The sequence below is a fragment of the Pseudomonas sp. Mn2068 genome, from assembly GCF_049319725.1.
GTDB lineage: Bacteria > Pseudomonadota > Gammaproteobacteria > Pseudomonadales > Pseudomonadaceae > Aquipseudomonas > Aquipseudomonas gingeri.
Map to the genome: position 1 here is coordinate 1 of NZ_JBMOUG010000009.1, position 11,174 is coordinate 11,174.

Here is an 11,174-nt window from a genome sequence, read left to right on the forward strand (position 1 = left end):
GGGGGTTTTGGGGGTGGTGGGGCTGGTATGTTGTTTTTTTGTTGTTTTTGACTCTTCTCTCTCCCCCCCCCCCGCTCCCACAAGGGTCCGCTCCCAAAAGAGCTTGCTCCCGCACAACCCTGCCCCCATATAGCCTGCCTCGGGGGCTGGATCAGGTCAGCCGCGACGACGCAGGGCGTCGATGCGCTCTTCCAGCGGCGGGTGGCTCATGAACATCTTCGCCAGGCCCTGCTTCAGGCCGCCGTTGATGCCGAAGGCGTTCAGGGTGTCGGGCATGTGCACCGGCAGGCCCTGTTCGGAACGCAGGCGCTGCAGGGCGCTGATCATCGCGGCGGTACCGGCCAGGCTGGCACCGGCTTCGTCGGCGCGGAATTCGCGTTTGCGCGAGAACCACATGACGATGGCGCTGGCCAGGAAGCCCAGGACCAGTTCGGCGAAGATGGTCGCCACGTAGTAGGCGATACCCTGGCCTTCTTCGTTCTTGAAGATGACCTTGTCGACGAAGTTGCCGATGATCCGCGCGAAGAACATCACGAAGGTGTTCACCACGCCTTGCACCAGCGCGAGGGTGACCATGTCGCCATTGGCCACGTGGCCGATCTCGTGGGCCAGCACGGCCTTCACTTCATCGGGCGAAAAGCGCTCCAGCAGGCCCTGGCTGACGGCAACCAGGGCATCGTTCTTGTTCCAGCCGGTGGCGAAGGCGTTCGCCTCGTAGGCGGGGAAGATACCGACTTCCGGCATCTTGATCCCGGCTTCGCGAGACAGTTGCTCGACGGTCTGCAGCAGCCATTGTTCGTGGCGGGTGCGTGGCTGGGTGATGATTTGGGTACTGGTGCTCATCTTCGCCATCCACTTGGAGATGAACAGCGAGAACAGCGAGCCGGCGAAACCAAAGACCGCACAGAAGATCAGCAGCTGATTGAGGTTGAGATCAACCCCGTTGGCCGCCATGAACCCGTTGAAGCCGAAAAGGCTCAGGGTGATGCTGGCAATCAGCACGACCGCCAGGTTAGTGGCCAAGAACAGCAGGATGCGCATCATGGTTGAAAGTTTCTCCTCATCTAAAGATGTAGCGTCATGCGGGGTATATAAGGTGCCGCTACCGCCTATTCAACCGGGTGACTATTTCAAACTGTGTCCTACAGCTCGATTCTAGAATCCTGCCAGTCATTTCCGAAGCGCGGAAGCCGATTTTTTCTTGCAGCAGCGCCTCCAGTCACTTCAGAAACCGCGCCGCAGAGCCTTTGACAGCTCCCTGCGGAACAGTTCGATGAGTGACGCACGCGCATACAAAAAACAGCCGATGAGAGGGGGGCCACGCTGCAACTCTTTCCTGGAGTCGCAGCGGGTTGTAGGAGATTACTGGCGGTAGGATTTCAGGAAGTTGCCGATGCGACCGATGGCCTGTTCCAGGTCGTCGACCCGTGGCAGGGTGACGACGCGGAAGTGATCCGGCCACGGCCAGTTGAACGCGGTACCCTGGACGATCAGCAGCTTCTCCGAGAGCAGCAGGTCCAGCACGAATTTCTCGTCGTTGTGGATCGGGCAGACCTTCGGATCGATCCGCGGGAAGGCATACAGCGCGCCCATGGGCTTCACGCAACTGACACCGGGAATGTCGTTGAGCAGTTCCCAGGTGCGGTTGCGCTGTTCCAGCAGGCGGCCGGGCGGCAGCACCAGGTCGTTGATGCTCTGGTAGCCGCCGAGGGCGGTCTGGATCGCGTGCTGGCTCGGCACGTTGGCGCACAGGCGCATGTTCGCCAGCATGTCGATGCCCTCGATGTAGCTCTGGGCATTGTGCTTGGGACCGGAAATCGCCACCCAGCCGGAGCGGAAACCCGCGACCCGGTAGGACTTGGACAGGCCGTTGAAGGTCAGGCACAGCAGGTCCGGGGCCAGCGAGGCGGTGCAGATGTGCACGGCGTCGTCGTAGAGGATCTTGTCGTAGATCTCGTCGGAAAACACCACCAGGTTGTGCTGGCGGGCCAGTTCCAGCATGCCCAGCAGCACTTCCTTCGAATACACCGCGCCGGTCGGGTTGTTCGGGTTGATGATCACCAGGGCCTTGGTGTTCGGGGTGATCTTGGCCTTGATGTCGGCCAGGTCGGGCCACCAGTTGGCCTGTTCGTCGCACAGGTAGTGCACCGGGTTGCCGCCGGAAAGGGTGACGGCGGCGGTCCACAGCGGGTAGTCCGGTGCCGGGACCAGCACTTCGTCGCCGTTGTTGAGCAGCGCCTGCATCGACATCACGATCAGTTCGGAGACGCCGTTGCCCAGGTAGATGTCTTCGATACCGACACCTTCGACCTGCTTCTGCTGGTAATACTGCATGACCGCCTTGCGGGCGCTGAACAGGCCCTTGGAGTCGCTGTAGCCCTGTGCGGTCGGCAGGTTGCGGATCACGTCCTGGAGAATTTCGTCCGGCGCTTCGAAACCAAAGGGCGCCGGGTTGCCGATGTTCAGCTTGAGGATGCGATGGCCTTCCTCTTCCAGGCGTTTGGCGTGCTTGAGCACCGGGCCGCGAATGTCATAACAGACGTTGGCGAGCTTGTTCGATTTGCTGACCTGCATGGCGATTTGATCCCGAAAATGGACGATCCGGGCGACTCGCTGAGCGCCCTGGCAATACTGCGTTTTCAGCGCGTCCCGTGGTCCCTGGCCAGCGCTCGGAAAATCCGATTTGAATGCGCCTGGCGCGGGTGCCAGACTGGCGTTCAACGAGGCGCAATCATACGTGCCACCCGATCCGCGGAAAAGATACAGATCGGGGTTTTTCAGTCGCCGAGGTGTAACGATGGAAAAGCTTGAGAAAACCCTGGAAGAGTGGCGCGCCATGCTCGATCCGGAGCAGTACAACGTCTGTCGCCTGAAGGGCACGGAGCGGCCGTTTTCGGGCAAGTACAATGGCACCAAGACAGATGGTGTCTATCATTGCATCTGTTGCAACGCGCCGCTGTTCGACTCGAAGTCGAAATTCGATTCGGGTTGCGGCTGGCCGAGTTTCTACGAACCGATCGGCGAGAGCGCGATGGTCGAGATCCGTGACATCAGCCACGGCATGATTCGCACCGAGGTGGTCTGCGCCAGGTGCGATGCACACCTGGGCCATGTGTTCCCGGACGGTCCGCCGCCGACCGGCCTGCGTTACTGCATCAACTCCGTGTGCCTGGACCTGGTCCCCCGGGGCTGAGTCCTGCCACAGGCACCGCCCCCGCGGGGGCGGTGTTATCAAATGGCGATATGGCGTGGCATCAGTCCGGGAAATTGAGTTGTGTGCAATTCAATTGCTCGCTATTTTATCTGGCATTCAATGGAGGAACTGTCATGAGCGCAAACCTGCTGAACATCCCGTGCACCACCATCAAGGGTGAGCAAAAGACCCTCGGCGATTTCGCCGGCAAGGCCGTACTGGTGGTCAACACCGCCAGCAAGTGCGGTTTCACCCCGCAATACAAGGGCCTTGAACAGCTCTGGCAGAACTACAAGGATCAGGGCCTGGTGGTTCTCGGTTTTCCCTGCAACCAGTTCGGCAAGCAGGAGCCGGGCAACGAAGGCGCGATTTCCGAGTTCTGCGAGCTGAACTACGGCGTCAGCTTCCCGCTGTTCAAGAAGATCGAGGTCAATGGCGACGGCGCTCACCCGTTGTTCGTGCAACTGAAGAAAGACGCCCCGGGCCTGCTGGGTTCCGAGCGCATCAAATGGAACTTCACCAAGTTCCTGATCGGCAAGGACGGCAAGCTGGTGAAGCGTTTTGCCCCGCTGACCAAACCCGAGGACCTGACCCGCGAGATTGAAGCCCTGCTCAAATGAATGACCTGTCCCTCGATTCCCTGCGTCTCGATCGTCAGTTGTGCTTCAAGCTGTATGCGGCTTCGCGGGCGGTTATCCGGGGTTACAAGCCCATGCTCGAGCAGTTGGGCCTGACTTATCCACAGTACCTGGTGATGCTGGTGCTGTGGGAATGGCACGAAGCCGCGCCGGAGCAGCCCACGGTCAAGGCCCTGGGCGAGCGCCTGTTGCTCGACTCGGGGACGCTCACGCCGTTGCTCAAGCGCCTGGAGCAGGTGCGGTTCGTGCAGCGCCAGCGTTCGCCCCGCGATGAACGTGAAGTGCACCTGAGCCTGACGGCATCCGGCGTGGCCCTGCGCGAGCAGGTTGCACCGCTCAAGGCGCGCCTGCTCTGTGACAGCGGTGTCGACCTGGGTCGGCTCGATGAACTGCGCGACGGCCTCGATCAGTTGCTGGCGTATATCAGGGAGCCGTAGGCGGGACCCAGAGTTCCAGCAGCGCCATCAACTCCTCGCGCCGGAACGGTTTTGCCAGGTAGTCGTTCATGCCCGCCGCGCGGCAGCGTTCACGTTCTTCGGGCATGGCGTTGGCGGTCAGCGCGACGATCGGCAGATGCGGCCAGCGTCCGCTGCGGCGGATCTGCCGGCTGGCCTCGTAACCGTCCATGACCGGCATGTTGCAGTCCATCAGCACCATGTCGAAATCCTTGTGTTCCAACTGGCTGAGGGCCTCGCCGCCATGGGCGGCGACGGTCACTTCGCAGCCCAGCTTGCCGAGCATGCCCTTGGCCACCAGTTGATTGACCGGATTGTCCTCCACCAGCAGGATGCGCCCGCGGCGTTGTGGCTGGTTGACCTGGGCCTGCACCGCCTGGTCGGTCGGATCGTCCGCCTGCAGGGTGCGTTGCAGGATCTGATACAGCGCGTTGCGCGCCAGGGGGCGGGCCTGCTGTTGCAAGGGGGCCAGGGCGGCGGCCTGTTCGCTGGGCATGAAGTTGCCGTAGGCGGTCACCAGCAGGATCGGTGCGGTGATGGCCGGGCGCAGCCCGAACAGGCATTCCGGGCAATCGGTAATCAGCAGGTCGGCCTGCAGGCCGGCGAGGCTGTCGTCGAGTCCGTAGCGCTGGTAATCCAGGCCCCAGGCCGGCAACTGGTTGCCGAGCAACTCGCTCAGGCCGCTGGCCGGTGAGCTGACGGCGATGATCTTGCCCTTGAGCTGCTTGGGCGTGGCGGCCGGTGTATGGCTGGGCAGCGGCAGTTCGGCGCAGAACTGGCTGCCGAAGCCGACTTCGGAGTTGATGGTCAGGCGGCCCTTCATGGCTTCGCAGAGGTTATGGGTCAGGGTCAGCCCCAGCCCGGTGCCGCCGTACTGGCGGGTGATGCCGGCGCCGGCCTGGGTGAAGGGCTGGAAAATCTTCGCCTGGGCTTCCTGGGCGATCCCGATGCCGGTGTCGCAGACCTCGATCCGTACCCCGCCGTCACGGGCTGACAGGCGCACATCGACGCGGCCGAAACGGGTGAACTTCAGCGCGTTGGACAACAGGTTGCTGACGATCTGCCGCACCCGGGTCGGGTCGCCCAGTACCAGGGCCGGGAACTGCGGGTCGATCAGGCAGGCCAGTTCGACGCTCGGGGCGGCATTTTGCGAGAGCAGGTTGGCGGTGTCCTCGACCAGCGCGCCGAGGTCGAAGGGGATTTTCTCCAGTTCCAGTTGCCCGGCGTCGAACTTCGACAGATCGAGGATATCGTTGAGCAGCTCCACCAGGACTTTTCCGGAGTCATGGGCAATCGACAACTGCTGGCGTTGCTCGGCATTCAGCGAGCTGTCGAGGGACAGCGCGATCATGCCCAGCAGGCCGTTCAGGGGCGTGCGGATCTCGTGGCTCATGTTGGCGAGGAAGGCCGAACGTGCCTGCGCCATGTTGAGGGCGGTGCTGCGGGCGACTTCCAGCTCTTCGTTGGACTGGCTCAGGCGGGCATTGATCGCCTTGAGCTCGGTGGTACGGGCCGAGACGATGTTTTCCAGTTGCCCGAGGTAGTCGGTCAGGCGGTTCTCGGCATTGCGTCGTTGCTGGATCTCGGTGGCCATGGTGTCGAACTGCTGGTTGGCGACCTTGACCAGGACGCCGATCTCATCGTTCTCATGACCGGGGGGAAACTCCAGCCGCGATTGCCGGGCGGTTCCCGGTTGAGTGTTGCTCAGCGCGCGGATGACCCGCACCAGCGGCTTGGTCAGCATCACGTAGAACAGCCCGAGGAGGATGCCGGTCAGGATCAGACTGCGGGCGAAGCCGTTGAGCAGGGTGACTTCGGCCCGCTTGAGGAAACGGATGCCAAAGGTGTAGGTGTCGACATCCAGGTGCAGGATACCGAGGGATTCGTTCGGCAGGTGGCTGAGAAACAGCCGGTCCTCGAATTGCCGGTCGGCGCCGAACAGGTAATCGCTGATCATCCGGTAGTTGCCGCTCTGGCGGGGGCGCTCGACGCTGGCCAGCACCGATTTGTTGTTGTCGATCAACTGCGCCCGCAGCACGGCCGGCGAACGCAACAGGCCGAGAGTCAGTTCCTGGGCCAGTTCGGCATCGATGTTGTAGGCGATTCTGGAGGCCGGGTTGTGGCTGATTTCCAGCAGCGAAAGGATTTCACGATTGATGGAGGCGTTTTCGCTGGCATAATCGAGACCGATCTGTACCAGGCTGAGCAGTGTCCCCAGGATAAACCCGACCAGCACGGTCAACCGGGCCTGCTTGTAGGACAAGCGCTGGGTGAATTTTATATCCATGGGGTGGTGTACCACGTTCGTTTCCCTTCGCCGGGCAAGCATAGCTGATCCTTCGGGGTCACCGGCAGGTGGTGATGGCGCCCCGAAACATTGTCGACCGAGATTGCTGGTTGTTTTGACGCGCCCGAGGGCGCCGACGCGACATCATGAGTGTGAACTTGCCTGAGGAAAAGTCGTGGATGCTCGATTGAATGCCTTTCTGGAACGCGCCGATGCGTTTCTCTCCCGCCTGGAACCCCTGCTGCCCGCCACGCGCCAGGTGATCGACTGGGATCGTTGCCTGGCGGCCCGCTGGCAGCGTGAAGGCCGTACCGGCTACCTGTTGCCGCTGGAGGTCAGCCTGGACATGCGCCTGTCCGACCTGATCGGTGTCGACAAGCAACGCGAGCAACTGGCCCGCAACACCCGGCAGTTCATCGACGGCCTGCCGGCCAACCATGCGCTGCTCTGGGGATCGCGGGGCACTGGCAAGTCATCGCTGGTCCGCGCCTTGCTGGCAGAACATGCCGGTGCCGGCCTGCGCCTGATCGAGATCGAGCGCGATCACCTGGCGGACCTGCCGCGGGTGGTGGAACAACTGATGAAGTTGCCACAGCGTTTCGTGCTGTTCTGCGACGACCTCTCGTTCGAGTCCGGCGAAGGCGACTACCGGGTGCTCAAGAGCGTGCTCGACGGCTCGCTGGAGCAGGCCCCGGACAATGTGCTGCTGTACGCCACATCGAACCGCCGGCACCTGGTCCCGGAGAAGGAAAGCGACAACGAGAACTGGAAGCGGGTCGACGGCGAGCTGCACCCCAGCGAAGCGGTCGAGGACAAGATCGCGCTCTCCGACCGGTTCGGCCTGTGGCTGTCGTTCTACCCGTTCACCCAGGAGCATTTCCTCAGTGTGGTCGAGCACTGGATCGGCGAACTGGCGCTCAAGGCCGGGCTGAAGTGGCAGCGTGACGAAGAACTGGACATCCAGGCGGTGCGCTGGGCCACCGGGCGCGGCAACCGCAACGGTCGTTGCGCCTATCAGTTCGCGCGTTACTGGGTCGGATTGAAATTGCTGGAGCAGGCACCATGATCGATTTGCAAAAGGCCGGCGCGGGTCTGGACGGCTACGGGCTGCTCTGTGCGCAACTGGAGTCGTTGCTGGCGGACGAGCGCGATTTCATCGCCAACGCGGCGCAGTTCTCGGCGTTCCTGTTCAACCAGCTGGACGACCTGAACTGGGCCGGCTTCTACCTCAATCGCAACGAGGAACTGGTGCTCGGGCCGTTCCAGGGGCAGATCGCCTGCGTGCGGATTCCCTTCGGTCGTGGCGTCTGCGGCGCGGCGGCGGCCAGCCTGCAGACCCAGCGGGTCGAGGACGTGCACGCGTTCGCCGGGCATATCGCCTGTGACAGCGCGTCGAACAGCGAACTGGTGGTGCCGCTGGTCAAGGACGGCAAGCTGATCGGCGTGCTCGACCTCGACAGCCCGCGCCTGGCCCGCTTCACCCCGGAAGATCAGGCGGGCATCGAAGGACTGGCGGCGATTTTCCTGCGCCTGACCGACTGCTGAACCGCGCTCACGCCGTGAGCCCGGCCTTGGCCAGCAACCCCGGGACATCGATTTCATCGATCTGCTGGGGTTGCAGGTAGCGGTTGGCGTACTGCAGGTAGATTTCCTCGCGCATGAACAGCTCGAACAGTTCCGGATCGATATGGGCATCGCGGCACATGCCGGCCATGATGCCCAGTGCCTCGCTCAGCGGCTTGGCCTTCTTGTAGGGACGGTCCGCCGCGGTCAGTGCCTCGAAGATATCGGCAATCGCCATCATTCTTGCCGGCAGGCTCATCTGCTCGCGCCTCAAGCGTTTCGGATAACCGCTGCCGTCCATCTTCTCGTGATGGCCGCCGGCGATTTCCGCGACCGTGGACAGGTGGCGGGGAAAGGGCAGGTGGCTGAGCATCATGATGGTCTGCACCATGTGATGGTTGACGATATAGCGCTCCTCGCGGGTCAGGGTGCCGCGGGGGATGCTCAGGTTGTACAGCTCGCCGCGGTTGAACTTGTGGGCCGGTACATCCAGCTGGAAACCCCAGGGGTTGTCGGCGGGCATCTGTTCGGCGGCGCTGCGTTCGAACAGGTGCTCGGGCTTGTCGGCCAGCAGCTGCTCGATGGCGGGCAAGGGCGCGGCGGGACTGTTTTCCTGGCGCCGGTTTTCTTCCCAGGACACGCCCAGGCGATCGTCCAGGGTCCGTGTCCAGGTACGTCGGGCGATGCCGCGCAGGCGTTCCAGGTCGGCCTCGGCCATGGCCTCGCCACCCAGGTTGCAGCGGGCGACAAAGGCAAAGTCGGCATCCAGGCTGCTCAGGCTGGCATCGCGGGTGGTGGCGAGGGCCTGTTCGTCGCCGCCGTTTGCCCGGGCCTGCCAGTAGTCGATCCAGGCGTCGCGCTTGAGCACTTCGAAACGGGTGCGTATTTCGTGGATGCGGTCGTAGAGGGTTTCCAGCTTGGTGGCCTTGTCGACCACGTACTCCGGCGTGGTGACCTTGCCGCAATCGTGCAGCCAGGACGCCACATGCAGCGCCTCCCACTCGTCCGGCGAGGGCTGGTAGTCCTTGAACGGCGCCTGTTCGCTGGCCGCGGCGGCCTCGGCCAGCATCAGGGTCAGGACCGGCACACGCTGGCAATGACCGCCGGTGTAGGGACTCTTGGCGTCGATGGCCCCCGCGAGCAACTGGATGAACGCGTCGAGCAGCTGTTTCTGCCGCACCTGCAGATGCTGGCTCTCGATACAGGCCGCCGCCGCGCCCGAGACGGCGCTGATAAAGGCGATCCGGTCGGGCTTGAGGTTTTCCAGGTCGGCCTCGGTGCCGCTGTCGGGCAGCAGCAAGGCCAGGACTCCGACGGTTTCACCGTGGCGATTGTGCAGGCGAACGCCGATCAGGTGGACGCTCGGCGCTTCCAGGGCGAGCATCACCTTCTGCAGGTCGGCGGCCTGCTCGAAGCCCAGGGTCGCGACGGTGCTGTCGTGGTTGTCGAGTCGACTCAGCCAGGCTTCGCGTCGGGTATCTGCCACGGCATCGCTGCGAATGGCGAAGTGCCGCGGGTCGTGCTGCTCGCCATCGATGATCAGGCCCTGCGGCTCGAGTCGCTGGTTCTCCGCGTTGAGCAGGTACAACAGGCCCGCGCGGGCCTGGCCGATCTTCATGGTTTCGTTGAGCACACGCTGCAACAGCTGTTCGAAGCGGGTTTCCGCCGAGAGGCTGGCGGATATCTCGAAAAAACTGGCCAGGGTGCCTTTCATGCGGGTCATCGACACCGTCAGTTGGTCGACTTCCAGGACCGGCGAATTCGGAGTGGCGGGGTAGTTGAAATCGAAGCTGCGGATCGCATCGGCCTCCCGCACCAGTGCCCGCAGGGGCTTGACCAGGAGTCTGGAGGTCAACCAGCCCAGTGGCAGGCACAGCAGGAGCGTGGCCAGGGTCAGCAGTGCCCCTTGCCAGCGGATCCGGTAGGCGTCTTCGAGCAGTTGGTCCTCCGGGACCAGCAGGGCCAGGTGCAGGCCGCTGGGACCACCCTCCGAGAGATTGCTGCGAGCCACGATCCAGCGTCGGTCAAGGGTGCTGAAGTGATTGCCGGGCCGGGTCGCCGGGTCCATGAAGCGCTGCAACACCGGGCTCAGGTCCGCGACTTTCGCCAGTTGGCTGCCGCCCTGGTGGGTCAGGCGGTTGTAGTCGGGATAGGCCACCGCGTTGTCCTGGTCATCGAACAGGACGATTTCGGTGTCGGGGGTGACCTTGTGCTTGCCCAGGGTCGCGGACAACTCCGCCAGGGTCAGGTCCGCGGCCACCACCACGGTCGAGGCGCTGCGTCGGGCAAGGGTGGTACCAACGTTGTGCGTCGAGAAAAACACATAGGGCTCGGTGGTGATCTGGCCTTCGCCCTCCAGGGCGCTGTCGAACCAGGAGCGGGTACGGGGATCGTAGATTTCCTCGGGATTTTCCTGGCGGCTGATCAGGGCGAGGTTGGCGTCGTAGAACAGCGACTGCGATTGCAGGCTGCCGTCCGCGGTATTGCGTTCGATGCTCCAGACCTGGAAGGCCGCCGTGTCCGGGGCCTTGACGTAGGCGCGCAGGAGCGGATCGCGCAATGGCCGGACCATGAAAAAGTCGCCGCTGGTGTAACCCAGGTACAGCGAGGCGAGGTCGGGATTGTCATTGAGGGCCTGGGTGAACGGCTTGAGCAAGGCCAGGCGCTGTTGCAGGTCGGAGGCCTGGTTGCGGCTGTCGATGGCCAGCAGGCTCAGCAGGTGGCGAATCGGCTGGTAGGTGTTTTGCAGGTCCAGCTGGACGTCGTCCTGGATCCTGCCGAAGAGTTTGTCGCTGCTGGAAAGGATGATGCGGGTGGTTTGCTGGTAGTTGAACACCCCCAGCAGCGCGCCGGTGAGCAAGAGCAGGCAGGTGAACAGGATGCTGATGTGGATGTGCAGGGGGAACCGGCGCCTGGGGGCGGGCATTGAACTGGGCATCGCAACTGTCTCCTTGGTGATGCGGTGCACTTGCTCAGCGTCCAGGCGGGCAACGGTTCGCCGAAGATCGGGCGGTCTCGTTTGTCGTGGGTCCTGCCGA

At 63.2% G+C, this 11,174-nt stretch carries 9 protein-coding genes; 5 read left to right on the forward strand and 4 right to left on the reverse strand.

Annotated features, from left to right (window positions below; genetic code table 11):
• Nucleotides 1-156: 156 nt before the first annotated feature.
• Both htpX and ACL9RJ_RS20570 read right to left on the reverse strand, forming a co-directional pair.
• Complete coding sequence (htpX, locus tag ACL9RJ_RS20565; RefSeq protein ID WP_017125875.1) at nucleotides 157-1,044, reverse strand: protease HtpX; 888 nt, start codon at nucleotides 1,042-1,044, stop codon at nucleotides 157-159.
• Between the two features lie 318 nt (nucleotides 1,045-1,362).
• Nucleotides 1,363-2,574 carry a pyridoxal phosphate-dependent aminotransferase gene (locus ACL9RJ_RS20570; RefSeq protein ID WP_017125876.1) on the reverse strand — a complete coding sequence of 404 codons (1,212 nt, stop codon included), beginning with the start codon at nucleotides 2,572-2,574 and terminating at the stop codon, nucleotides 1,363-1,365.
• A 223-nt stretch (nucleotides 2,575-2,797) separates the two neighbouring features.
• Between ACL9RJ_RS20570 and msrB the strand changes: the two genes are divergently transcribed.
• The 3 genes from msrB to ACL9RJ_RS20585 all read left to right on the forward strand — a co-directional run bounded on the left by msrB (nucleotide 2,798) and on the right by ACL9RJ_RS20585 (nucleotide 4,268).
• On the forward strand, nucleotides 2,798-3,193 hold the full coding sequence (gene msrB / locus ACL9RJ_RS20575; protein WP_017125877.1) for a peptide-methionine (R)-S-oxide reductase MsrB: 396 nt from the start codon (nucleotides 2,798-2,800) through the stop codon (nucleotides 3,191-3,193).
• A gap of 134 nt (nucleotides 3,194-3,327) precedes the next feature.
• On the forward strand, nucleotides 3,328-3,813 hold the full coding sequence (locus tag ACL9RJ_RS20580; protein WP_017125878.1) for a glutathione peroxidase: 486 nt from the start codon (nucleotides 3,328-3,330) through the stop codon (nucleotides 3,811-3,813).
• Entirely contained in the window at nucleotides 3,810-4,268 is a 459-nt protein-coding gene (locus ACL9RJ_RS20585) for a MarR family winged helix-turn-helix transcriptional regulator (protein ID WP_017125879.1), read from the forward strand. Before ACL9RJ_RS20580 ends, ACL9RJ_RS20585 begins: the two co-directional genes overlap by 4 nt.
• Here the strand turns inward: ACL9RJ_RS20585 and ACL9RJ_RS20590 are convergent.
• Nucleotides 4,255-6,573, reverse strand: a complete 2,319-nt coding sequence (locus tag ACL9RJ_RS20590) for a hybrid sensor histidine kinase/response regulator (protein ID WP_017125880.1) — start codon at nucleotides 6,571-6,573, stop codon at nucleotides 4,255-4,257. The genes ACL9RJ_RS20585 and ACL9RJ_RS20590 overlap by 14 nt on opposite strands.
• A 175-nt stretch (nucleotides 6,574-6,748) precedes the next feature.
• Here ACL9RJ_RS20590 and ACL9RJ_RS20595 point away from each other — a divergent pair, with 175 nt between their 5' ends.
• Both ACL9RJ_RS20595 and ACL9RJ_RS20600 read left to right on the forward strand, forming a co-directional pair.
• Nucleotides 6,749-7,639 (forward strand): ATP-binding protein, encoded by an 891-nt coding sequence (locus ACL9RJ_RS20595; protein ID WP_042935253.1) that lies wholly within the window; start codon nucleotides 6,749-6,751, stop codon nucleotides 7,637-7,639.
• Nucleotides 7,636-8,118: a GAF domain-containing protein gene (locus tag ACL9RJ_RS20600; protein WP_017125882.1), complete on the forward strand. Its 483-nt coding sequence runs from the start codon at nucleotides 7,636-7,638 to the stop codon at nucleotides 8,116-8,118. Before ACL9RJ_RS20595 ends, ACL9RJ_RS20600 begins: the two co-directional genes overlap by 4 nt.
• Nucleotides 8,119-8,125: 7 nt before the next feature.
• Here the strand turns inward: ACL9RJ_RS20600 and ACL9RJ_RS20605 are convergent, their stop codons facing one another.
• Nucleotides 8,126-11,074, reverse strand: a complete 2,949-nt coding sequence (locus tag ACL9RJ_RS20605) for an HD domain-containing phosphohydrolase (RefSeq protein ID WP_042935254.1) — start codon at nucleotides 11,072-11,074, stop codon at nucleotides 8,126-8,128.
• Between the last annotated feature and the right edge of the window lie 100 nt (nucleotides 11,075-11,174).